Source organism: Alteromonas sp. KC3, assembly GCF_016756315.1.
Classification (GTDB): domain Bacteria; phylum Pseudomonadota; class Gammaproteobacteria; order Enterobacterales; family Alteromonadaceae; genus Alteromonas.
Genome location: NZ_AP024235.1, coordinates 2,149,990 through 2,174,041, shown reverse-complemented (window position 1 = coordinate 2,174,041; position 24,052 = coordinate 2,149,990). Strand labels below are relative to the sequence as shown.

Genomic DNA, 24,052 nt, shown 5'->3' with positions numbered 1-24,052 from the left:
GCAGGTTAACGCCTATAATAAATTGGGGTCGATAAGCTTATGGCGCAGAGCGAGATGTGTTAGCTCAACGTCGGATGTCACGCCCAACTTATCAAACATACGGTAGCGATAGGTATTAACTGTTTTTGCGTTAATACTCAGTTCACTCGCGATATCTGTTACGCGCTGGCCTTTTGTTAACCGTAGCGCAATGTTAAGTTCTCTACTCGATAAATCGTTAAATGGATTATCTGAATTCGGCGAAAGTTTTCCTATTGCAATGCTATTGGCTACTTCGCTATCAACATACTTTTGACCACCCACAACTTTGTGAATTGCTAATATTACTTCACTCGGTTCTGCGTCTTTAGTGAGAAAACCGTATGCACCCGCTTCCATAACTTGCATTGGAATAGGACTTTCTTTGTGCATCGACAAGCATATTACACGCGTATTTTCAGACATGCGGACAATTTTTCGGGTAGCTTCTAAGCCACCTATACCAGGCATGTTCACGTCCATGAGTACCACATCTGGAGCGTCTTTTCGGCACAATTGTACCGCGTCTTCACCGTTTCTTGCTTCACCAAGAATTGTGAAATCGTCTACGTCTTCCAGAATTCGGCGTATCCCTGTTCTGACCAAATCATGGTCATCTGCTAGGACTATTTTTATCACTCTAGTATCTCACTGACTTCAGTTTAAGGTAACTACTGAACTAAGGGCTGTTCGCTGTACTTTACCGATACAAACAAACCGCCCCAAAATCACTCGTCCGTCATCATACCATGAGTTACGCTTACGTGAAGTGCAGATACACATTTTGTAAATAAATTATTGATATAAAGCAATTTTGCAATGTTAACTTGGCAAGTTAAACCAAAGTGCAACCAGGTCATTGCTCGCAACAATATCAATAGTGTCGCTTTCAAAAACACCCACTGCATCACCGTGGCTAAGAAGGAGTATTTCTTCTTCGCTACCCACTTTCACTTGCGCGTTACCACTTATAATATGCAAGTAGCCTTTGCGTTTACCGGTTTCAAGTGAAAGTTGCTCGCTTGCGTTTAATTGTAGTCGGCTAATTGATGCATCTTGCTTTATCTTAAGTGAGTCATCTTTACCGTCACTGCTTACGAGTAACTCTAGTTGAGCGTCGCTACCAAAGGTTTTTTGCGCATAACCCGGCTCGCCACCTTTTTCACTAGGTACAATCCATATTTGTAAGAAGTTAACCGGTTCATCACTCGATGGATTAAACTCCGAATGCATTATGCCTTTGCCCGCACTCATCACTTGCACGTCGCCCGCCGGGACCACATATTCATTGCCTGTACTGTCTTTGTGCTTCAGCGCGCCATCGACAACGTAGGAAATGATTTCCATGTCTCTGTGACCGTGGGTTTCAAATCCTCTACCAGCCTGAACAACATCATCGTTAATTACACGAAGTGCAGAAAACCCCATATGCTTTGGGTCGTAGTAGTGACCGAACGAAAAACTATGCTGACTTTGCAACCAACCGAAATCTACTTTGCCACGGGTATGTGCTTTTCTAAGATAAACCATAAACCTTCTCCTCAAGATAATGGTTACCCGCAACTTGAATGTAGTATTGTCCTGAACGACAACCACATGCTGAAAATAAAGTATGCGGGTAACTTCACAATGGAGAACATTATACGACCTAAATGATAGGATAAAATTTTATATAATTGCCTTTATCGTTCTACATAACAGAATTTAAGATAATTAGTTGGCAGAGAAAAACAGACGGTTTAGGGCTTGTTCAATATGTATAGGGTGACAGGCAAGATTCATTCTAATGAAGCCATTGGCACCAAACTGTGCGCCGTCGTTAACAATAACACCGCGGGCTATGCATTGGTTGATGTCTACAGCGGGCTTAAAAACGTGGTTAGATGCTGGTTTAGTTAATTTGGTCTTGCGTAAATTTAACCACAAAAAATACGTTGCTTGACCCATTGTGTAGTCTGCATCAATACCGTAATGCGCAAAATAAGTGTTGACCAATTTGCGATTAAACCCAATGGCGGCGCGCATTGTTTGAAGCCAACCTGACCCATAGTGATAGGCACTGATTAATGCAGCTTTAGCAACTGACCCAGCCTCTAAGTGACGTTGACTCAGTGAGCGCTTAAGCGCAACTCTTTTTTGTTCATGTGCAATGATGGCATAAGACGCCCCCGGCATGCTTGATAAGTTAAATGCTTTATTAACGCTGTTCACATGTACTATGTTTTGAGACTGCGCTAACCCCGCAGAGCCCCCAAACAATGGAATAGCATTAGGGCTATCTTGTTCAACAAATCCTAGTTCTGCGTGTACCGCATCGATGATCAAAACAATATTATGTTGTTCGCAAAAATGAATAATATCGACCTGATTTACGTGCGTCAGTACAGTGCCATCAGGGTTATTGGGGTGACATAATACAAATGCTTTCGCGTTTTCATTGAGTGAATTTACATGTATTTGGTTATCTGACACGTAAACAGGACTGGGCCGCATATTATTAAGAGTAATAACGTCAGTTAAAGGTCCGTAAGTAGGCGATAACACCATCACTTCATCGCCTACATCACAAAACGCTCTTAATGCGCTATCAACAGCACTGATCACACTTGGCACTTCAATTACATGGTGCGCTTTGACATCACCGTTAACACCTAACGAGTCCCCTACCCGGTTATGCCAATCAGCAACTGCATCTGCAAATGGCAATGACTGATATCCATACTGCTCACTAATCTGCGACACAAGGGTGTCAATAACACATTGTGGTGGTTCTGCGTCCATATCGGCAATCCACATCGCAATATAGTCGTCAGGCGCACTTGGGAAACGCGCTGATACGCCAGCAAATTTTAAGCGCGTTGAGCCGCGCTTATCTGCAGGTTGTTTTTGCCACACATGTTGGTATGGCAAAAACGCTGACGCAAGGCCGTTGAAAACAGGGGTTGTATTAACTTCCATGTACCTTAGGTCACTTCACTTTTTGAAAAACATTAAACTCAGATAGCGTGTGCTGGAATTTGCGCTTGGTTTCCCTAATTACAAAAGGAATTGACTCCGGCTCGCCAATGCGAACAAAAGCAGAACCTAAACTTTGTTCAAGTGCCTGTGTGGAACTTAACGTTTCACCGTTCTCGTCTTTATATCCACCCAACCACTCTTTGCGTTCTGTGTATTCCTCTAACCAAGTAAACGGACTTGCAACTATAAGCAATCCACCCGCATTTAAACGCTTTTGCATTTCGCTAAGTACTTTGCGTGGGCTGTACACCCTATCAATTAAGTTTCCAAGGAAAATAAGGTCATACCCAGTAAACTGGGGTTTTAAGTTACAAGCATCGCCTTGCGCAAAGGCCACTTTAGACGTTACATCACTCAGTCCAAGAGATGATAACTTGCGTGAGTGGAAGGACGTTAACTCGCCCTCTTCGATAAGGTGGTAGCGAATTTCTTGACGTTCCTGCATATCAAAAGCCGTTTTGATAAAGCGCGCAGAAAAATCGACGCCGTCTACGTGGTCGAAGAAAGTAGCCAACTCAAATGAAGAGCGACCAACAGCACAGCCAAGGTCGAGCGCTTTTCCATTGCCGCCCTTGCCCACTTCAACCATTTTTGCGATACAAAACTCAGCACTTGCCTTAGCAAAGTTCGGGATACCATAGTACTGGTCTCCGTAATGAAATTCGCTGTATTGAGAAACCTGTGTATCGCTTTCATAGTCAAAATCGTTCACGTTAATTACGCTCTCACTTTGAACATATCTAAAACCTGCATGTTGGAAAAAATGACGTCTAAACGCATAACGGCTGTCTTTCATTGCCTCATTACCCGTTGAGATCCAACTGCCCCCTTTAAACAAATTGTGTTTATTGTCATAAGTCGGTGTAGTGAAGTCATCGTATAGAGGGTGTACTTTAAAGCCATCGAAAGGATAAATGGGGGTTTCTGTCCACTGCCAAACGTTACCTACGACATCAAAAAAATCCCCTGATTGATTAACGTTAACCGGTTCACTGGACGCGTATTTCTGAAGTGCAATATTAAATCCGTTATCATATATCGACTGGGTAACGCCAGCATAGTCGCGTAAAGCAAACCACTCATTTTCTGTAGGTAAACGAAAAGTCTTACCCAGTTGTTTACTTTTGTAATTACAAAATGCTTTCGCTTCGTGATAGTTGACGTCTACGGGCCAGTCCAATGGCAGATCGTGTTCCTCTAGCATACTGCGATAGCGGTATCCTGACGCTGTTTTCACCCAAAAGACGGGATGAGTGGCCTGCGTGTACTCACGCCATTTGTTGCCCTCATCTTCCCAATAATCAGCATTGGTATAACCACCGTCCTCGACGAACGCGAGAAACTCGCCATTGCTTACAAGGTACTTTGCCGCACTAAACGCTTTTACTTTTTCTTGTTGATTACCGTATTCGTTGTCCCAACCATAGTATTCACTGTCCCACGACTTCGAACTTGTGACTGTTGTCGCGGGCACGTTTATCAAACCATTTTCAGGCGTGCTATTGGTTGTAAAGGTTATACACCTAGGCCAATTTTCACTTTGCTTTACCGAACTAACTGGAAGTTGTCTAATTAACACCGATGAGGTTTCAAGGTGTATACGCTCATGTTCAATGCCCATAATTACTGGCCACATGGGGCTTTCCCAGTTAATAGGCATACTGAATGATAATGTGTCGATAAGGTCGCAAACCAGTGTTCTCACTTGACTTCGGTATGTACGTACCGCTTCAACACTTGGCCAATCATAATTGTCATCGTTCAAGTCGTCCCAACTCATTTCATCGACGCCTATTGCGAACAATGATTCGAATTTTGGATTAATCCGCTCGTTTATCGCTTTAGCCAAAACTAATTTATTTATGAAAAACGTAGCGGTATGTCCAAAGTAGAAAATAAGTGGGTGCCTTAGCTTTTCTGGCCGCTCGTAAAAGGCATCGTCATTGGCCAAACATGAAAAAAGTGATTCGTAGGTATCGAATGAATCAAGAAAATACGCTTTAATTTCAGCGCGCTTTTGATCTACGGTTCCCTTCCTTAGGTTGAGCGTGGGCATTGCTTGCATACTATCCTCTCGGGTTCTCTGATTTTCTTACTGCTGATCACGCCGAAAACCAAAGATTAACAGCGGATAGGAAGAATTAGTCTCAGCAGTACGGTTTAACTAGTAGCAAATCTATTTATTTTTATCAGGCTTCAGTGAATAAAACACTATATATACATAGACTTTATGATGAAATGCAGTTTAGTTACAAAATAGAGACAGGATGAGATCAAATTTTATTTCACATGAAAGCTAAAACCTTAAGGTCTGGTGGGCTAGCAATGGGCTTCTCACCCTCACTCATTCATACTTTTCTTAACGTATAAAAAAACCCGCAACAATGTGCGGGTTTCTCGAAAATGGCGGAGAGTGAGGGATTCACTCGCGCCGTCCATGGCGCTCGCCCTACGGGCAACCTTCGGTTGTGCAAAACGGCATTCCTGCCGTTTTGTCGAACAACGGGGTTTCTCACCCTCACTCATTCATACTTTTCTTAGAGTATAAAAAAAACCCGCAACAGTGTGCGGGTTTTTAGGATATGGCGGAGAGTGAGGGATTCGAACCCCCGGTGGGTTTGACCCCACGTCTGATTTCAAGTCAGGTGCATTAAACCGGGCTCTGCCAACTCTCCTGAAGTGGTGTGTATAATAATGAATTTATTCACTCTGTAAAGCACAAATTCAATAAAATCAATCAAGTGGTTAAAAATTTAGCATAAAAAAACCCGCAACATTGTGCGGGTTTCTTAAATATGGCGGAGAGTGAGGGATTCACTCGCGCCATCCATGGCGCTCGCCCTACGGGCAACCTTCGGTTGTGCAAAACGGCATTCCTGCCGTTTTGTCGAACAACGGGGTTTCTCACCCTCACTCATTCATACTTTTCTTAGAGTATAAAAAAAACCCGCAACAGTGTGCGGGTTTTTAGGATATGGCGGAGAGTGAGGGATTCGAACCCCCGGTGGGTTTGACCCCACGTCTGATTTCAAGTCAGGTGCATTAAACCGGGCTCTGCCAACTCTCCTGAAGTGCTGCGTATAATAATGAAAAAAATATGTGTGTAAAGCGCTAATTACTTTAAATCTAATCAAGTGCTGATTTGATAAACAATATGCTCAATATTTGGCTTTAAAACACTTAAAATTCGCAGTATACGCTAGCTATGTTGCCACAGAAACATGCTTGCAGGCTTGTCTAATAACGTTAGACGATAAAATTTATCTGCTGAGCGTTGATTTGCCCCATAGCACACATGAAGTGGTAACAAATGCTCTTCTCTGGGATGGGCAAATGTAGCCTCAGGTGCATCTTGCCAATGAATTAATGCATCAAGGCGATGTTCATTCTCTAAAAACTTAGTAGTCATGGTTTCTTGCAGCCACAAATCAAATTGCGCTGCGCGCTCATAAAGCGATTGCTCGCGTATAAAGAAAGCACTCATATTGTGAAACGATGAACCTGAACCCAATAAAAGAACAGTATCGATACCGCTTTTTAGTATGGCCTCACGTAAAACATTACCCAATGTGAGATGAAACTTAGGCTCAAGGGTTTGTTTAAGTGAAACTTGAATACACGGGATATCAGCGTTTGGATACATTATTTTTAGTGGTACAAACATTCCATGATCGTAGCCCCGCTCCCCTTCTAGCTGCGATGCAATACCATTTTGACTAATCGTCTCACAAATGTGTTCAGCAACATGTGTATTACCTTTCGCAGGATAGGCAATTTTATATGCCTTATCAGGGAAACCATAGTAATCGTAATACAACTCGGGGGTTGCATTTGACTGTACAGAAACAAACGGTGCTTCCCAATGCGCACTAACAACAATAATCAAATCAGGCTTATCCATATCGCTAACAAGCTGCTGTAATGTAGTCACCATTTCAGTGTGACTGCTGTCACCTAGCAGTGGCAATGGCCCCCCTCCATGAGAAATATAAGCGGTTGTTAATTTTGTCATAACACACCCTCCACTATCGCTTATTGTTACAAACGTAGATACAAAAAAGCGGTAGAGACAATCGTTCTACCGCTTTACACACTGATCTCTTTATTCAAATTTACTTGCGATAGCTTTATCGACAGAGAACCTTCCGCCGCCTTGTATAGCAAGGGCAACGGTAATGGCAAGCAACGACAACGCGAACTCGTAACCGTTGTTACTCATAAACAAACCATTGCTAAAGTGAACACTGAAAATAGCGATTACCATAGTAAAAGCACTAACGATAGCGGCTGGTCGAGTGAGTAAACCTAAAATCAGCGCTATACCTCCGAAGAATTCCGCACTGCCCGCCAGCAAAGCCATCAAGAAGCCTGGTGCCAAACCAATGCTTTCCATCCATTGACCAGTACCTTCTAAACCGTAACCACCAAACCAAGCGAATAATTTTTGCGCGCCGTGCGCAGCTAAAATAATACCCGTAGGTACACGTAGTACAAGGTTCGCTAGGCTGTCGTTAGTTGTAAATAGTTTATTTAGTAGTTGCTTGTTCATGATCGTTTCCTCAATATTTCGATTTCATTTCACGTGTTAGCGGGGATGGCTAACGGTATGGATATAGAATAGTTTCCAATATGATTTGAATAAAGACGCCAAATATTGAATGATTACCAACAAAACGTTTGCAATTGGGTGAGATACAATGGACAGAATTGATCTTTTAAAAACATTTCTCGTTGTGGCGACTGAAGGTAGTTTTACGAGAGCTTCAATAAAACTTAATACCTCTAATCAGTTAGTCAGCAAATACATTGCCCAATTGGAGAAACAATTAGATGTAAGGTTATTTAACCGAACCACACGAAAAATCCACCTAACTGAAGCTGGGCAACAGTGCTTACAACACGCTAGGCACATAGTTGAAAGTATGGATGACATGCAGGGTCAGTTGGGCTTACTCAACACCCAAGCAAAAGGCATTTTGCACGTTAGTGCACCTGTATCATTTTCCACACTTCATTTGTCATCTTGTTTGGGGGCGTTCCAACAGGCACATCCGCAGGTATCGGTAAACCTTCAATTAAACGATAGAAAGGTCGATGTAGTAGATGAAGGCTTTGACGTTGCGCTTAGAGCCGGACAACTAGCTAGCTCGTCGCTGGTGGCGATAAAAATAACGACAATAAAGTTAACTCTCTGCGCGTCACCGGCTTATTTGAAACAGTACGGTACACCTTCTCATCCATCTGAGCTACACCCAGATCACTACCTTGAATACGCTTTTGTTAATTACGACAACGACGACTCTGAATTAATACAAGCGCTCAAAGCTAATGCGCAAAAACGTACTCCACGCTTAACAGCAAATAATGGAGAGGTACTTACCGACGTTGCAAAACATGGGCTCTGTTACGTATTACAGCCAACCTTTATTGCATACAACGCCATAAAAAATGGTGAGCTTGTGCCAATATTAGAAGACTTCGTTCCACAATCTATCGCGCTTTATGCCGTTTACCCCCACAGAAAGTTGGTTTCCAATAAACTGCGTGTTTTTATCGACTTTTTAAAAGCTTATTTTGCAGACACGCCGTATTGGGACGAGTGATTATTCAATAGAGCTGCATTGAAAATCACTGTCCACAACACACTATTCATTGTGTTAAATCAAGTAGTCACTATGTCCTGAATGTCTCCATAATGGCTGGAACCCCAGGAAACATGCCAATAAGTGCCATCACCATACAAAGTACAACAAAGGTAACACCGGGTATTAGCCACCGCCCTCGTTTACCTAGTTCTTCGGCTCGGTCTTTACATCCAACCAAACCTAAATTATCTAATAACATGGTAAATGACCAACCAAATACAGGGTTAACAAGTACCGACGAAATAACGACTAATGCCGCAGACTGGGTAGTTTTGCCCTCACGTGTCATCTGCATGCCAGCTTCCATAAGGGGGAGAAAAACCCCTACAATTAAAGCCACACACAGCACAGGTGGCCAAATCGCTAAATCCATTGGATATCCCCACAATGCGGCAATGATGCATAGTATACCTGTAACCAATGCGCCACCTGGTATTGGTCGGCGAGCAATGGATGCAGGAATTATGTATGTCCCCCAAGACGAAGCAATATTTCCACCACCGAGTATACTTCCTACCGCCTGCCTACCAGACGCTGCGATCATGGTGTCATCAATGTCCATTAACGCTCTTTCACTCTTTTTAGGATAACTGAGTTTTTGAAAGACTTGGTGTCCTAGGAAATCGGGTGACCACATAGCAACGGCTAATACTGCAAAAGGAAGCACAGCGATAAAGTGTGAAAGACTAGGAAGCCCAAGTTGCCACCCACTTGACTCACCCCACCAATACGAAGGGTTTAAATGAGGAATGCCTGGCGCTGTAGTGAATTCAAAAGGTGCGCCTAATGCAAGTGCTAGCACTGCGGCCATGGCTGCGCCTAAAGGAATGGCTAGCCATCGTTTTTGAATGTGCTCTAACCATGCATACATTAATATGGTGGCAATAAGCACAACAAAAGCAAGATATGCCATATCGAAAGATTCAGCCCATGCAAATAACTTCTTAACCTGGCCGGTAATTCCAATAAACCCCAAATACAGCAGTAGACCGCCGCACACACCATTACTGGTTAGCTTAGCAAGCGCACTTCCACCTTTTGTAAGACCCAACAATAAACCAAAAACACCAATTAGAAGGCCAAGCGCCATTGGATGACCGCCAGAGGCCACAATGATTGGAATAAGCGGTAGTAGCGGACCATGTGTACCAGCCAAATTGGCAGAGGGGTTGAGGAAACCAGAGACAAAGATTACAAAAAGCACCGCTGCAATAAGCAGTTCAAATCTTACATTTTCTATTACAAAATCAGCGGACAAGCCTAGTGGCGCAGCAAAGGCCCCTACGACAGCGGCAACCATAACAATTTTACCAATGGTGGCGGCAACACCCGGTACGAGATCTTCCCACTCAATACCGTAGTCTTTAAAGGGTAAGTTAGGACGCCACCGCTTCGGTGATAATACTTGCAGTTCATGATTGAGGTAATCTTCTCGATTATTGAAGCTTGAACTGCCTTTGTGAAGAGATTGATAGCTGGGTTGTTCGTTTGACACTTAACACCTTCGTACTGCGCGAAAAAACGCAAAGCCTAAAGGTGTCGGCTACAGGTCACAATGCGACTCTGGTCGTATACTTTAGTATAAAGCCATCAATCGGTCTCACAGTTTTGCTGCCCTTCGATGCAAATTAAGCCGACTATCTTGGTATCGTTCTGATCAACTTTTGTATCTGTCATATCACTTATAAAATCTGTCAATAACGCTTCGTTAATCATAGCCATCATCTGAATATGGCTCAGCGACGAGTACTGCCTTACAACAATATCGCTTTCTTTCCTGAGCAATTCCGGTAGCTCTATGTTACTGCCTACAATCTCATCTTTAAATGACATGTAAATCCGTGTTTTGTGTGCTCTAGTAAGCGCTAGATTTTGGGATTTGCAATTCGATGGGCAATATACGACGCGCAACCGCTAAGTGCAGCGAGCGCTATAGCCAATACTCCAAGACGAACTACTGAGAGTAAAAAGGTGTGACTTGTCCAATTCATCAACTACCCGCCCTATCATGAAGACGAGCAATAGTAGTAAACGTTTCAAGCGACTTTTTCACTTGGCTTTTAGAAACGGGCGTAATGCCGGCTAGCCAGCAATTATTTTCGTGCGCGATATCAAGCTTTAGCGCTATCTTCATGACCGATGTCGTTAAAGTATGTGCAAATTGGCCAACGCCTAGTTGTTTTATTTGATCACTAAACGAAGGTACTTCTTGAGTCACCCTTGACGACTTGATTTCTGTCATAATTTTTTCATGAATACACGCCGCTAACTGTCTATGCGTGATAGGGGTGTCTAAGGGATATGTGCACGCCAGAAGGGCTTTATCGTTTTGACTCACTGATGTGTCTAAAGGCACCCAGAAACCAAAGGCACGTTGAGTTGAATTGGCGCTATTTACAATATTCGTGTCGTCTTGCATGGTGTCTTCCTTGAACCTAACGCAAACGAAACCGTATTATAAAAGTCTTTAAAGTTCAAATACTAAAAAGCAAAAAAAAACCGCAACAGTGTGCGGGTTTTTAGGATATGGCGGAGGGATGTGCTCGGGTACATCCTGTACCCGACCCTTCGGGCGCATTCGGCGGCACCAATCGTTCCCGACGATTGGTCGAACCCGCGGGATTCTTATCAAGTCCGCATTTTCCTTCAGACAAAACAAAAACGCCCCACATTACTGTGAGGCGTTTTTGTTTAATATGGCGGAGAGTGAGGGATTCACTCGCGCCGTCCATGGCGCTCGCCCTACGGGCAACCTTCGGTTGTGCAAAACGGCATTCCTGCCGTTTTGTCGAACAACGGGGTTTCTCACCCTCACTCATTCATACTTTTCTTAGAGTATAAAAAAAACCCGCAACAGTGTGCGGGTTTTTAGGATATGGCGGAGAGTGAGGGATTCGAACCCCCGGTGGGTTTGACCCCACGTCTGATTTCAAGTCAGGTGCATTAAACCGGGCTCTGCCAACTCTCCTGAAGTGCTGCGTATCTTAATGATATTTTTATGACTGTAAAGTGAAAAATGAAAAAAGTTGTTTAAGTGCTGACATTTCAATCAAATACATCAAAACTTACACATTTAAGCTGGTTTTATCATCATCTAACATCAAATTCATATGAAACCACTTGAAAATGGGAACTAAAAGCCATACAACATACACTAAATAATTGTGTACCATTTCGGTCATATAAGTCCTATTGGAGGAAACAATGGATCAACGTTCGATGTATTCAAGTGCATCTCAACCATCGGTATTGCAAACGAACAAGGTTCTACGCAATACCTATATGCTGCTTGCGATGACACTAGCGTTTAGTGCGGTTTGTGCTGGTATAGCGATGGCGGTAGGCATTTCTCCTATGATGTCCCTTGTTATGACTATTGGCGCATTCATTACGCTTTTCGTAGTGCAGAAGAAAGCAGATTCTGCATCTGGTATTTACTGGGTATTCGCCTTTACTGGCTTAATGGGCGCTTCTCTTGGCTATACACTGCAATATTATCTTGCTTTCGCTGGTCCAGGACTAATTATGGAAGCCCTAGGTGCAACAGCGTTGGTATTCTTTGCATTATCAGGCTATGCATTAACCACTAAGAAAGACTTTTCGTTTATGGGCGGCTTCTTAGTAGTTGGCCTTGTAGTTGTTCTGGTTGCTGCTATCGCAAACATCTTCTTTGCTGTTCCTGCAGTTAGCCTAGCGATTAGTGCTGCTATCGTATTTATTATGTCTGGATTCATTCTGTTTGACACTAGCCGCATAATTCACGGTGGTGAAACTAACTATATTCGTGCGACAGTTGGGTTATACTTAAATATCTACAACTTGTTCACGTCAATCCTTCACCTACTAGGTGCTTTTGGCGGCGACGATTAATTGCACGTTTAAGGTTTGATAATAAACACCCCTTAATCGGGGTGTTTTTGTTTGTATGGCAGAATATTCAGTACTTATTACCACATCACCGTTTCATGGCGATAGCGCTATGCGCGCCCTCGCCTTCATAGAAGGTGTAATTGCCAATGGTGATACCATTAACAATATTTTCTTTTATGGCGATGGTGTGTATCACACCAATAACCTTATGTTACAAACTGGCGACTCACATTTCGCACATGGCGATTGGAAACAACTCGCCATCAACCATGATATTCAATTACTGGTTTGCATAACGGCCGCAGTTAAACGCGGTATCGTCAGCCAACAAGAAGCACACGAAAATGGCATTGGCTTTGCCAATTTACACGCGCCGTTTGAACAGGCCGGTCTTGGCGAGTTTTTTACCGCCCTTCACGAATGTAACCGACTGGTACAGTTTTAATGGCTACGTTACTTATACGCTTCACACAAAGCCCCTACGGCAGCACAACAAGCCAAGATGGATTAGACTTCGCGCTAGCCGCAACTAATTATGGCCATGATGTAAAGGTGCTTTTTGAAAATAACGCTGTACTTCAGTTAACTAAAGCCGATTCAATAAAAGGGTTAAAAAATCATAGCAAGCGCTTAGCGTCTATGCCTTTTTTTGATATTGAAGATTGTTATGTGTGTAAGGACAGTGCTACTGCACTGAATATTGATCACACGCTAAATAATGTCGCATTGTTTGAAGAACTCGACTGTCAGTGGATTTCAGCCGATGACAAGCTAGCGCTGATAAACAGTGTGGACCATGTGGTGACATTTTAATGCTTATTTTGATTACTCATCCTCACCTTTCTTCAGCAGACAAGTCACTTTTGAGCGCCACAATTAAACAGTCTACGTTTGTGGCTGTAGTTTGTATTGGCGACGGTGTTTACGCCCCCATGTTAAACCATGCTCTTTTTGAAGCGTTATTGACCTCTACCACTGGCAATATTGAATTGTGTGCGCTCAAAGATGACATGGCGACGCGTGGCGCTAATTCAGTACAAGGTATAAAACCAATTTCAAATCAAGATTTCGCTGTACTTTCGTCAGCACATCAACAATGGGTAACACTGTAATGACGCAAGAAACTTTTAGCTTTTCTTACAATGGCAAAGATATCGCAACGGACAAAGCGGGTTATCTATTGGACTACACACAGTGGGACGAAGGAATGGTTGAAGTATTAGCTCAAGAAGAGAATATTGAGCTTACTGAAGCCCATTGGGAAGTTGTACGGTTTGTACGTACGTTTTACGAAGAGTATGAAACGAGCCCAGCTATTCGGGCATTAGTTAAAGCAATGGCAAACAAATTTGGTCCTGAAAAAGGTAACAGCCGCTATCTACAAAAACTGTTCAAACGCGGTCCTGCCAAACAAGCCACTAAACTTGCCGGACTTCCGAAGCCAGCTAAGTGCTTGTAGTTGAATAATATTCTCGTTGATAAACATCTTATTAGTAAACATGAAAAAGGTTACGCATAACCAATTGGTTACGAATAACCTTTTTTCGTATCTCGAATGCTTATGACGCATTTAATGGAAAAGACTCACCTAATGGCTCAGCGCTTTTAAAGGTTTTAACTCTCGTCACTTTAAGGTCAGTATAAATTTTCGGGGTTGCGAGAAGCTGCTCTACCTCATAGTTTGCATCCCCATGAAGCCATGCTTCTATTACGCTTTTATTGTGTGGTAGAAAGCACGGGATAGACTTCTCGTGAAACTGGCTAAACCCTTCTACAGGCGGGCGCGTGATTACGGCACATGAATACAAACCATTACTGAAAATACGATATACTGCGCCAAGCAGAAACGCGCCGTTTTTAGGTTCTATCAAATAGTGGGATTTACCTTTACCCGAAGAACTAGGGTTAGATTCACCAATAGCGGTCGCAACCACAACGCCTCTACGATGCGTTATTGCCTTTTTCCAAAATGGGCTATCGATATTCCTAGCGTTAAACGTAGTCCGTTCACCTATTTCTAATTCCTGCCCATGAGGCTTTGCGTCAAACCACCATGTAGCGTCTATGGTCTTTGATGGGCTTACAATAAGGTTGGTAATACGTTTGCTTGCGATTTTCCCAAACGCCGGATAGAAGTTGATGACGTTGCCGTCTGTCTTTTCATTCTCAAAAAACGGAATAGTTTGCTGTAACCCTACTTCTTCCAGTAACGCAATAACGGCCGGAGAGTCTGTAACACGCTGAATAAACCCACACATATTGCCCCCATACGCTCACAGCTAAGCCTTTAGTACCACTCGCCAGTTAGCAATAAATGCGTGATGTCTTGACGCTAAATCGTTGATCCAGAAAATGGTGATATCCATATTTTTTTCAAAAAGATAACTGCCTACTCTAAGCCTACAAGAACGCGTTTCTTGACCGTCTGTTTGTTTTATTTTTGTATACGTGCTTGGCGCTGATTTCAAAAGGTCGGACGTCAATGCAGAAAGCGTATGCTCATCATCAAAATGTATATCGTATTCAAGAGTGTGAAAAGCGCTTACATCGACACCAGTATCTGCCAGAAGAGATACTTTTGATAGAACATCTTCTGTATTCAACACGTTGCGCATAAACCTGTGTGCACCTAATTTGATTGTTCGGACTTTGTATAGACTGATTAAAACACACTTTGCATAAAGACATAATAAGAATTATATGTCAGAAGTATGACGTACTGAGTATTTACAACCCGAGGTTAAAAGTGAAACCGACGGGTAAGCGAAGTATCGCACTCAGGTTACTTCGCTATCCTTATGATCGTGTTTATAAATACTAGTCGCAGCGGTAAGAATCGAGTTCAGTCTTTTTCACAATGCGACAAATTGTAAAAGTTGATTTTGGCTTCAGATCCATAGTGCTGCCTTTAGTACCGTCAAACACGTATGCATAGTTTTGACTATCATAAATAGCAACTTCCCACTTTTTTCCTTTAGGCCTTGTTAAAAAAGACACACTATTGGGCATACCAATTTTTTCTCTTAATTCTATAAATGAGTCACCAATTTCGGGATCACTATCAGATGCTAGGGTAAAGGGAAGATAAAAGATGCCTATTAATGCGAGATATCGTGCTTTTTTCATAAGTAACATTCCTTGTTTAACTGCGCACAGACTTTAGCAATTGAATATTTGGGTGTCAAAGCACAGGCTTCGCCATCAACCATTTTGTGGTAAAGCCCGCGCTGGTAAAGAGCGCCACTACTCCACATAACCATGGTAAGGCTCCTTCCCAACCGCTCCATTTCATTTGAGCAAACCCGAATACGAAGATATACGCGACCAGTGCCCATACCAATACTACACTAATTAAATTTCCTATTTGTAATGTCATGAAAATCCCTTACAAGTTGTTTCCTATAGACGCTACGCTAATTACAAGCCCGTAGCGCCTAAACTGTTGTTACACAACACAGCTATGCTTGCGAACGCGAGGCACCGATTAGTCTTTTTTTGCTCGTGTGCTCCCATGATACATTGATTACTAACAACAAAAAGCCAGCAAGAAAGCTCAATCCGCCAAAGTCTAAATAGCGAAAGTTTCCGTGTAATTCATACTGTTGGTCAAAGTTTGCCCCTTTCAATGTGGGGATAAGAATATCAACAATCCATAGTCCAAAAAACACACTGGATAGCGCAAAAGCAACCAGCCAAGCGTATTTGATAATAAAGCCTAAACTCATGTTTTCAAATGTACTAACGGTTTGTAATTCTAGGGGCGTAACGCCAAACACAGAAGATAGTGCTTTTGTCGTTTCTAGTGAGGCGACCCCGCTTTTTTCAACTCGCTGTATAGTTCTAACGCTCAAGCCACTAGCTGATGCCAGCTCCTCCTGACTCCAGCAATTACTCGTTCTCAACGTTAAAATTTTTTTCGTGTTAAGTTTCACTTCGTTACTCATTTTATAAACCCACTTATTGTAAAAAGTGAGGTAATTTTAACTAATACTTCGAGCAGCCCCCTGACATTAACTCGACACGCCCATGCCATTGTCATGACATTAGCACGACAGTAACGTGACGATACCGAAAATATGAGATTTATTCTCCACCACCACCGCCGCCATCAGAAAAACTACCGCCATCACTACTGCCCATTGAAAACCCACCACTGTCGTTTGCTGCCATAGCTTCAAGTGATGTAAAGCTAAAATCGTTTGTGTTGTTAAAACACACAAGCGCAATTTCTTCGCGTAGCGACGCGTAATCACACGACGTATTTAATTCGTTTTGAATGTCAGAAAATGCTAAGGGGCTGCAAAACATTGCATAAGCATAAAGAAATTCATTGGACGACATTGATGAGTTGCGATATTTACTAAACCTGTCCTTAAGCGCACGATCTACTTGTCCTTTTGAATAGCACTCGTTTTTACCAAACAATGCCACAAGCGTTTTCGGTAGTTTTCTAGCAAATTTTTTTATCTTCCGTTTTCGTTTGAAATTCTCGAACATTTTTAATTCCTTCTAAGGTAACTATTCAATCTATTTTACCGCGCAATAAACCCAGCATTGCACTATGGAAGCGACTAATCAACATACAAAATTCTAACGCGCGTAACGCAATTAGCGATGCAAACAAAAAAGGCCCAGCGGTGTAACCGCTGAGCCTTTAACATCTAGCATCAAATTGAAACTTGACGCAACAGTAACAAGGTTACTGCGCTTTGATAACCTCTTGGCCATTCATGTAAGGCACAAGCGCTTTAGGTACAGTCACACTACCGTCTGCTTGTTGGTTGTTTTCCAGTATCGCAACTAATGTACGACCAACCGCAAGACCAGAGCCGTTAAGTGTATGCAGCAATTCTGGTTTGTTTGTCTCTGGGTTACGGAAACGCGCTTGCATACGACGCGCCTGGAAATCCAACATGTTTGAACATGATGAAATTTCACGATAGGTATCTTGGGCAGGCAACCACACTTCTAAGTCGTATGTTTTACACGCGCCAAATCCCATATCACCAGTACATAACAACACTTTGCGGTAAGGCAATTCAAGTTTCTGAAGAATAACTTCTGCATGGCCTGTTAGTGCTTCAAGGGCATCAAAACTGTCTTCAGGCTTAACCAACTGTACCAATTCAACCTTGTCAAACTGGTGTTGACGAATAAGTCCACGAGTATCTCGACCATATGAACCTGCTTCAGAACGGAAGCACGGTGTGTGCGCCGTCATTTTCACAGGCAATGATTTGGCATCAAGAATTTCGTCACGCGCGATATTTGTAAGTGGCACTTCAGCGGTCGGGATAAGGCTTAGGCCTTGGCCTTCTTCTGTTGCGGGTTTTGTGTGAAACAGATCTTCACCAAATTTTGGCAACTGGCCTGTACCGTAAAGGCTGTCGGCATTAACCAAGTAAGGCACATACATTTCTTGATAACCGTGCTCTTGGGTATGCGTGTCTAACATAAACTGCGCAATAGCGCGGTTTAAACGCGCGATATCGCCACGCATAACCACAAAGCGACTACCCGTTAACTTGCTAGCAGTGGCAAAATCCAAACCATTGTTAAGGCCTTCCGCTATATCAACATGGTCTTTAACTTCAAAATCGAATGTACGAGGCTCACCCCAACGAGAAATTTCAACATTGTCGTCCTCGTCCTTACCTTCTGGTACAGACTCGTCGGGCAAGTTAGGAATGCCTTGCGTAAAGGTATTAATTTCTTCTAGTAACGCGTTAAGCTCTGCCTTTGCCGCATCCAACTCATCGCCAAGCTTACCCACCTCAGCAAGTAAAGGCGCAATATCTTCACCTTGCGCTTTTGCTTTACCAATGGATTTACTTCGTACATTGCGTTCGTTTTGCAGATCCTGTGTTCTGGACTGAAGTGTTTTTCTTTTTTCTTCAAGCGAACTGAAAGCTGCTACGTCGAGGTCAAAACCACGGGCAGCCAATCGCTTGGCTGTTTGTTCTATATCGCTTCGCAAACACTTTGGATCTAACATGTGTTTCTAATTATCCTTTCATTAATTCAATTGCTAGCCACCCTGCTAACAAGCAGGCACCAACGTTAAGAAATACATTTGCTATCGCTCTTTGCCATAGCCCATTTTCTAATAAAGTTAACGTTTCTACAGAAAACGTTGAGAATGTGGTAAACGCGCCAAGTAATCCAACACCAATTAACGCTCTATAAGGTGAATCGGCCAAATCATGGCGCTCTATAAAGCCGTACAAAATCGCCAAAGCGAATGACCCTACAACATTCACGGTTAGTGTACCAAACGGCAGGTGTTTTCCAAATAAGGAATCTACCGTAGTTGTAACAAAATACCGCAAACAAGCGCCTGTTGCGCCGCCTGCGGCAATAAAACAGTACAACGCTATCCCTTGAGGCACGATGTCACTCCCAATCTTCTCAATTTTTGTTTATTTATTAGGCACTAAAGTGCACGAGCGTGCAATGCCTTTTGACAACACTTTACCGTTTATTCCTACTTTGTGCATTAAGTGAATCAAGATAGTCACGTTTTGCTTTTAGTGCTTTTTCTAAACCGCGCTCGTTGGGGGTGTAAAAGCGCTGTGGACCGATAGATTCAGGAAAGTAGGTTTCACCTGCAGCAAACGCATTAGGCTCATTGTGTGCGTAGCGATAACCATCGCCATGGCCTAGCTCTTTCATCAATTTCGTAGGCGCATTTCTTAAATGCATAGGAACTGGGGCATCTGACGTTTTTCTCGCCAGTGCTTTAGCATCATTAAACGCCATGTAAACGGCGTTGCTTTTTGCTGCAAGTGCACAGTATACCGCAGCCTGTGCAATAGCTCGCTCCCCCTCAGCAGGTCCAACGCGGTGAAACGTGTCCCAGGCATTGATACACAGTTGCATAGCACGAGGGTCAGCATTACCAATGTCTTCTGACGCAATAGCAAGAAGTCGCCTTCCAACATATAACGCATCACCGCCACCGTCGAGGATCCTAGCGTACCAGTAAAGCGCTGCATCAGGGTCAGAACCGCGCACTGACTTATGAAAAGCTGAGATCAAATCGTAAAAGGTGTCGCCCTTATTGTCGTAGCTTGCCACCTTTTGACCAACGGCCTGCTCAATATCACCGATTGATATACTTGCGCCATTAGTAAAATCAGCAGAAAGCTCCAAATAGGTCAATAAGCGCCTTGCGTCACCACCACTTAGCTCGATTAACGCTGCTTTTGCATTCTCTTCAATACTAAGACCTCGCTGTCCTAGCCCTTTGTTTTCATCTTTTAAAGCCCGTTCTACTAATGTTTCCAGAGCTTCTTGCTCAAGGGGCTTGAGCACATACACCCTCACACGCGATAACAATGCGTTATTAAGTTCAAAAGACGGGTTTTCAGTAGTAGCACCAATGAAAGTCACTACCCCCGACTCCACAAACGGCAAAAACGCATCTTGCTGGCTCTTATTGAACCTGTGTACTTCGTCAACGAACAATAGTGTGCGTCGATTGTACCTCGCATTTTCTTCAGCAGTGTCCATCGCCGCTCGAATGTCTTTCACACCTGAGGTCACTGCCGAAATACGCAAGACTGATGCGTTTGTGTATTGTGCAATCAGTTCCGCAAGCGTAGTTTTACCGGTACCCGGAGGCCCCCATAAAATCATTGAGTGACAATGACCCGCTTCAAGCATCTTCCGCAAAGGCTTGTCTTTGCCCAAAAGGTGAGCTTGGCCGCTGTATTCTTCGATTGAGGTAGGTCGCATTCGCGCTGCAAGCGGCGCAAATGCCTGATTAGCTTGATTCATTAGCGAAGAGAACTACCGTTGATCATCCACAATATAACTGTCGGGTATGTTTACTGAGAACGTGTCTGCAGCTAGTGGAAAACGCGTTTCAATATTATTGAAAACTAACGTACTAATTTGCTGTTGGGCGTCCAACATATTAAGCGCAGCCAGTTTGTTGTCTTGGTTAAAAGTAAGGGTCAGTGTTTCAATCTGCCCGCCTACTTCTTTAGGCGTTATTTGATAACTACTTAGCATCTGGGCAGCCGCTTCGCCCTCAACACTAGATGTATCAACTTTGCGAATTGTAAACTTATTCCACGTTTCTGCATCACTGGCTGTTAAGAGCACGATAGGATTATCTTTAACTGCTTGATCTTGTGAAATAACCGTAACTTGCTCGACAAATGAATCGACATTCCATACTGCACTGCCATCAGCTATCAATAGAGTTTCGTCAGGAAATGTGGTTTCCCAACGCAGTTTATTAGGGCGAGTCATAGTCAGCACGCCCTGCGCCTCATGAACAATGTTCTGCTCAGCATCAACAACGGTTTGTTCAAAACCTGCGCGGAATTGTTTCATGTCCCGTAATAGTACTTGCAAGCTGTCACCGTCTGGACTGCTACTTGTAGCTACCGCACTAACCTGTTCTTCAACATCGCTTGAAGGAGTAATTGCATGTTCATCGCTAATCTCGTAAGCGCTATACGCGTTATTCGAGCACGCTAATGCTAAAGCACTTACAAAATACACTGATACGGCTTGTTTCATCGTTCTACTCCGTGACTACTCTTTGTGGACAGGTGGCGCGAGTACCTCGCGATTACCGTTATGTCCCTGTGCACTTACGACCCCACTCATCTCCATTTGTTCCACTAAGCGCGCTGCTCTGTTGTAACCAATTCTAAATTTACGCTGTACGCTACTGACGCTAGCGCGTCTTGTTTCAGTCACAAAAGCCACGGCTTCATCATAAAACGCATCAAACTCTTGATCTTCACCTTCAGGTTGCTCACCCGGCAATAGCACCTCTGCAGAGGCTTCGCCGTTTAGAATCTCATCGATGTACTCTGGCTCTCCACGCTTTTGCCAGTCAGCTACTACAGCATGTACTTCATGATCGTCAACAAACGCGCCATGTACACGCGTAGGTACTGGGCTTCCAGGTGGTAGATAAAGCATATCTCCCATTCCTAGTAGGGTCTCTGCGCCTTGCTGATCTAATATAGTTCGAGAGTCTATTTTACTTGAAACCTGAAACGCGATACGAGTTGGAATGTTTGCTTTAATTAAGCCCGTGATGACGTCAACAGACGGTCTTTGTGTTGCAAGAATTAAGTGAATACCCGCTGCACGCGCTTTTTGAGCAATACGCGCAATAAGTTCTTCTACTTTTTTACCCACAATCATCATCATGTCGGCAAACTCATCAACCACAACGACAATCGCTGGAAGTTTCTCTAAGTCGGGCGCCTCTGCGTCCATACTTTCTTCACTCTTCCATAGCGGATCTTTAATTGGCGTGCCGTTGGCAATGGCTTCGGTCACTTTGGCGTTGTAGCCTTTTAGATTTCGCACACCAAGGGCACTCATCAAACGGTAGCGTCGTTCCATTTCTCCGACACACCAACGAAGCGCATTAGCCGCTTCTTTCATATCCGTTACAACTTCGGCCAACAAATGCGGAATACCTTCATATACAGAAAGCTCAAGCATTTTAGGGTCAATCATGATCATGCGAACGTCTTCTGGCGTGCTCTTATAAAGCAAACTCAGGATCATCACGTTCACGCCCACTGATTTACCAGACCCCGTAGTACCTGCAACTAACAGGTGTGGCATTTTCGCTAAATCAACTACTACTGGTTTACCGGAGATATCAGCGCCTAGGACCATCGTTAATGGTGACTTATTAGATTGGAATGTGTCACAGCTAATGACTTCGCTTAAACGCACCATTTCTCGTTTCTTGTTTGGAAGTTCAAGCCCAATGACCGACTTACCGGGAATGACCTCTACAACGCGAACGGATATCGCCGACATGGCGCGCGCCAAATCCTTCGACAGCCCTGTTATTTTGCTCACTTTAACACCCGGTGCTAGGTCAAGCTCAAAACGTGTAATCACTGGGCCCGGGAATACGCCCACAACGGTAGCTTCAATATTAAAGTCAGCAAGCTTTTCTTCTACTAGTCGCGAAATACCTTCAATTTCTTCAGGCGTTAACGGGTTTTCGTGTTTATCAGCTCGCTCTAGAAGGTCAAATGAAGGCATTGGCGGTAAATCAGGGTCGATCTCCCCTGCCCTCGCTTTAACCGGTTTTGCACCAAGCGCCGCAGGCGCAAAATTCTGTTCAACAGGCGTGGTTGGCGCAACGTGCTGCTCGGTGGGCTTAATCTCTTTTTCCACATAATTAGCATCGTCATGATGCTGGGCAGGTTGCGTTGAAACTTCGGGTTTTGTTCCGGTTTCGTACGGCATATCTTCATCAAATTCTGCCAAGTCGTCAAAATTGATATGAGGGCTTTGCTGCGCGTTTACATTTTTTTCCGCCTCATCCGCGTGGACTGGTTCATTAGTTTTACCAAGACCGACCTTGTCTTTGATGCCGCCTGTTACCGCTTCACGCATACTTGCAAACGAAAAGCTCGCTTTCTTTGGAGCATCACCTTCGTTGTGATCATCAGCCTCATCGCTTGTCGATGAAGACGCATTTGTTTCATCATCAAATGCGTAGAACGGTGGTTCTTCAATAGCGCTTTCAACTGAAAATGTAGGCTCACTTCGAACAGCGTTGCGTTCTGTCTTTTTGGGTTGCTGCTGCGCTTCGCTCACATCTTCTTCTGGCGGCTCGGCGCGCATTGACGTTATATCTAGTTCGCTAGGCGAATGTTGCTCTTCATTCTTGTTCGCCAATGCTAACTTTGGCATCTCAAGCGCAAGTAAGCTCTGTGGGGCGCTAATGAGTTTCTTCGATACCCAAAGTGTTCCTTCTCCTACCTTGTCTACTATTGTTAACCAACTGATCCCGGTTAACAGCGTAAACCCAGTGCAAAAGAAACACAAAAGGAGCAAAATAGTGCCGGCCGTGTTGAAATACGGGACCAATGCAGAGCTAATTACGTCACCAACAAAACCGCCTGCTGAGAAATTAAATACATCGTTAAAATTAATGCTCGCGATACCTGTTGTGCCTAGCGCCATCAACAAGCCGCCCACAATACGAAGGCCAATAGTTAAATAATCAAATTCGTCCAACTCTTTGATGTGTTGAAACAGGAACCAGCCTAGAAAGGCTGCGCCGAATGGCAATAAATACGCAAGATAGCCAAATGTGAACAATAGTAAATCAGCTATCCAAGCTCCCGTTGCACCAACCCAATTGTGGACATCGAGTTGTAATCCTGCCTGACTCCAGCCTGGATCGCCTGGATGAAAAGATGCAAGTGCCAGCAATAAGAAAAAAGCGAAAACACAGGCTATTATCATGCCTGCTTCCCACACTCGCTGAACTCCTGTTAATCGCGCCATAACCCTAAAAACCTTCAATTAACGGGGTACTTGTCAATATGGTAACCAGACAAGTAACCTAAACACAGTGACAAAAGGCTTAGCGAACCTTCTGTGTTCCTTACTTATTATTATCGTATTGCTCTTTTATTAAGCTTTAATGTGTCTTGTATAGCCGGCCTTATCCTTAGGCGAAATACAAACACTGTATTTTTGCACAGCCTACCACA

At 43.6% G+C, this 24,052-nt stretch carries 26 protein-coding genes and 3 tRNA genes; 6 read left to right on the top strand and 23 right to left on the bottom strand.

What is annotated here, in order from left to right; translation table 11 throughout:
• Positions 1–12 precede the first annotated feature (12 nt).
• The 8 genes from uvrY to JN178_RS09755 all read right to left on the bottom strand — a co-directional run bounded on the left by uvrY (position 13) and on the right by JN178_RS09755 (position 7,585).
• Positions 13–657: a UvrY/SirA/GacA family response regulator transcription factor gene (uvrY, locus tag JN178_RS09790; protein WP_202265674.1), complete on the bottom strand. Its 645-nt coding sequence runs from the start codon at positions 655–657 to the stop codon at positions 13–15.
• 183 nt (positions 658–840) lie between these two features.
• On the bottom strand, positions 841–1,548 hold the full coding sequence (locus JN178_RS09785; RefSeq protein WP_202265672.1) for a pirin family protein: 708 nt from the start codon (positions 1,546–1,548) through the stop codon (positions 841–843).
• A gap of 183 nt (positions 1,549–1,731) precedes the next feature.
• The gene (locus JN178_RS09780; RefSeq protein ID WP_232369741.1) at positions 1,732–2,976 is read right to left on the bottom strand and encodes an aminotransferase class I/II-fold pyridoxal phosphate-dependent enzyme; all 1,245 of its coding nucleotides are present in this window, start codon (positions 2,974–2,976) and stop codon (positions 1,732–1,734) included.
• A 10-nt stretch (positions 2,977–2,986) separates the two neighbouring features.
• The gene (ovoA, locus tag JN178_RS09775; RefSeq protein WP_202265670.1) at positions 2,987–5,101 is read right to left on the bottom strand and encodes a 5-histidylcysteine sulfoxide synthase; all 2,115 of its coding nucleotides are present in this window, start codon (positions 5,099–5,101) and stop codon (positions 2,987–2,989) included.
• A 518-nt stretch (positions 5,102–5,619) separates the two neighbouring features.
• Positions 5,620–5,711: transfer RNA gene (locus tag JN178_RS09770), tRNA-Ser, on the bottom strand.
• A gap of 300 nt (positions 5,712–6,011) precedes the next feature.
• Positions 6,012–6,103: transfer RNA gene (locus JN178_RS09765), tRNA-Ser, on the bottom strand.
• 132 nt (positions 6,104–6,235) lie between these two features.
• Entirely contained in the window at positions 6,236–7,048 is an 813-nt protein-coding gene (locus JN178_RS09760) for a dioxygenase family protein (RefSeq protein ID WP_202265668.1), read from the bottom strand.
• A gap of 90 nt (positions 7,049–7,138) precedes the next feature.
• Positions 7,139–7,585 (bottom strand): DoxX family protein, encoded by a 447-nt coding sequence (locus JN178_RS09755; protein ID WP_202265666.1) that lies wholly within the window; start codon positions 7,583–7,585, stop codon positions 7,139–7,141.
• Between the two features lie 148 nt (positions 7,586–7,733).
• Here JN178_RS09755 and JN178_RS09750 point away from each other — a divergent pair, with 148 nt between their 5' ends.
• On the top strand, positions 7,734–8,639 hold the full coding sequence (locus JN178_RS09750) for a LysR family transcriptional regulator (protein ID WP_202265664.1): 906 nt from the start codon (positions 7,734–7,736) through the stop codon (positions 8,637–8,639).
• A gap of 70 nt (positions 8,640–8,709) precedes the next feature.
• On the opposite strand, the gene JN178_RS09745 is transcribed toward JN178_RS09750, so the two are convergent.
• The 4 genes from JN178_RS09745 to JN178_RS09730 form a co-directional block, all read right to left on the bottom strand.
• Complete coding sequence (locus JN178_RS09745; RefSeq protein ID WP_202265662.1) at positions 8,710–10,176, bottom strand: DUF3360 family protein; 1,467 nt, start codon at positions 10,174–10,176, stop codon at positions 8,710–8,712.
• Positions 10,177–10,271: 95 nt separating this feature from the next.
• A complete protein-coding gene (locus tag JN178_RS09740; RefSeq protein WP_202265660.1) occupies positions 10,272–10,514 on the bottom strand; it encodes a hypothetical protein in 243 nt (80 codons plus the stop codon).
• Between the two features lie 157 nt (positions 10,515–10,671).
• Positions 10,672–11,100 carry a hypothetical protein gene (locus JN178_RS09735; RefSeq protein ID WP_202265658.1) on the bottom strand — a complete coding sequence of 143 codons (429 nt, stop codon included), beginning with the start codon at positions 11,098–11,100 and terminating at the stop codon, positions 10,672–10,674.
• 457 nt (positions 11,101–11,557) lie between these two features.
• A tRNA-Ser gene (locus tag JN178_RS09730) sits at positions 11,558–11,649 on the bottom strand.
• A 236-nt stretch (positions 11,650–11,885) separates the two neighbouring features.
• Here JN178_RS09730 and JN178_RS09725 point away from each other — a divergent pair.
• Genes JN178_RS09725 through JN178_RS09705 form a run of 5 tightly spaced genes read left to right on the top strand, consistent with a single transcriptional unit; the run spans position 11,886 to position 14,010 of the window.
• Positions 11,886–12,551: a Bax inhibitor-1/YccA family protein gene (locus JN178_RS09725; RefSeq protein WP_202265656.1), complete on the top strand. Its 666-nt coding sequence runs from the start codon at positions 11,886–11,888 to the stop codon at positions 12,549–12,551.
• A gap of 55 nt (positions 12,552–12,606) precedes the next feature.
• A complete protein-coding gene (gene tusD, locus JN178_RS09720) occupies positions 12,607–12,996 on the top strand; it encodes a sulfurtransferase complex subunit TusD (RefSeq protein WP_202265654.1) in 390 nt (129 codons plus the stop codon).
• The gene (locus tag JN178_RS09715; protein ID WP_202265652.1) at positions 12,996–13,364 is read left to right on the top strand and encodes a DsrE family protein; all 369 of its coding nucleotides are present in this window, start codon (positions 12,996–12,998) and stop codon (positions 13,362–13,364) included. The genes tusD and JN178_RS09715 overlap by 1 nt, the downstream gene beginning before the upstream one ends.
• Positions 13,364–13,663, top strand: a complete 300-nt coding sequence (locus JN178_RS09710) for a DsrH/TusB family sulfur metabolism protein (RefSeq protein ID WP_202265650.1) — start codon at positions 13,364–13,366, stop codon at positions 13,661–13,663. Before JN178_RS09715 ends, JN178_RS09710 begins: the two co-directional genes overlap by 1 nt.
• Entirely contained in the window at positions 13,663–14,010 is a 348-nt protein-coding gene (locus JN178_RS09705) for a TusE/DsrC/DsvC family sulfur relay protein (RefSeq protein ID WP_202265648.1), read from the top strand. The genes JN178_RS09710 and JN178_RS09705 overlap by 1 nt, the downstream gene beginning before the upstream one ends.
• A gap of 100 nt (positions 14,011–14,110) precedes the next feature.
• On the opposite strand, the gene JN178_RS09700 is transcribed toward JN178_RS09705, so the two are convergent.
• From JN178_RS09700 to JN178_RS20290, 11 genes are all read right to left on the bottom strand, one after another.
• Positions 14,111–14,809: an SOS response-associated peptidase family protein gene (locus tag JN178_RS09700; RefSeq protein WP_202265646.1), complete on the bottom strand. Its 699-nt coding sequence runs from the start codon at positions 14,807–14,809 to the stop codon at positions 14,111–14,113.
• Between the two features lie 21 nt (positions 14,810–14,830).
• Positions 14,831–15,166 (bottom strand): hypothetical protein, encoded by a 336-nt coding sequence (locus JN178_RS09695; RefSeq protein WP_202265644.1) that lies wholly within the window; start codon positions 15,164–15,166, stop codon positions 14,831–14,833.
• Between the two features lie 202 nt (positions 15,167–15,368).
• The gene (locus JN178_RS09690; protein WP_202265642.1) at positions 15,369–15,677 is read right to left on the bottom strand and encodes a hypothetical protein; all 309 of its coding nucleotides are present in this window, start codon (positions 15,675–15,677) and stop codon (positions 15,369–15,371) included.
• 55 nt (positions 15,678–15,732) lie between these two features.
• Complete coding sequence (locus tag JN178_RS09685) at positions 15,733–15,927, bottom strand: hypothetical protein (RefSeq protein ID WP_202265640.1); 195 nt, start codon at positions 15,925–15,927, stop codon at positions 15,733–15,735.
• 82 nt (positions 15,928–16,009) lie between these two features.
• Positions 16,010–16,495 carry a helix-turn-helix domain-containing protein gene (locus JN178_RS09680; protein ID WP_202265638.1) on the bottom strand — a complete coding sequence of 162 codons (486 nt, stop codon included), beginning with the start codon at positions 16,493–16,495 and terminating at the stop codon, positions 16,010–16,012.
• Positions 16,496–16,634: 139 nt separating this feature from the next.
• Positions 16,635–17,048, bottom strand: a complete 414-nt coding sequence (locus JN178_RS09675; protein WP_159624659.1) for a DUF6559 family protein — start codon at positions 17,046–17,048, stop codon at positions 16,635–16,637.
• Positions 17,049–17,250: 202 nt separating this feature from the next.
• A complete protein-coding gene (gene serS / locus JN178_RS09670; RefSeq protein ID WP_202265636.1) occupies positions 17,251–18,546 on the bottom strand; it encodes a serine--tRNA ligase in 1,296 nt (431 codons plus the stop codon).
• Positions 18,547–18,556: 10 nt separating this feature from the next.
• Positions 18,557–18,940, bottom strand: a complete 384-nt coding sequence (crcB, locus tag JN178_RS09665; RefSeq protein WP_202265634.1) for a fluoride efflux transporter CrcB — start codon at positions 18,938–18,940, stop codon at positions 18,557–18,559.
• Between the two features lie 82 nt (positions 18,941–19,022).
• Complete coding sequence (locus tag JN178_RS09660) at positions 19,023–20,330, bottom strand: replication-associated recombination protein A (protein WP_202265632.1); 1,308 nt, start codon at positions 20,328–20,330, stop codon at positions 19,023–19,025.
• 12 nt (positions 20,331–20,342) lie between these two features.
• Positions 20,343–21,083, bottom strand: a complete 741-nt coding sequence (gene lolA, locus JN178_RS09655) for an outer membrane lipoprotein chaperone LolA (protein ID WP_202265630.1) — start codon at positions 21,081–21,083, stop codon at positions 20,343–20,345.
• Between the two features lie 15 nt (positions 21,084–21,098).
• Positions 21,099–23,843 carry a DNA translocase FtsK gene (locus JN178_RS20290; protein ID WP_202265628.1) on the bottom strand — a complete coding sequence of 915 codons (2,745 nt, stop codon included), beginning with the start codon at positions 23,841–23,843 and terminating at the stop codon, positions 21,099–21,101.
• Positions 23,844–24,052 lie beyond the last annotated feature (209 nt).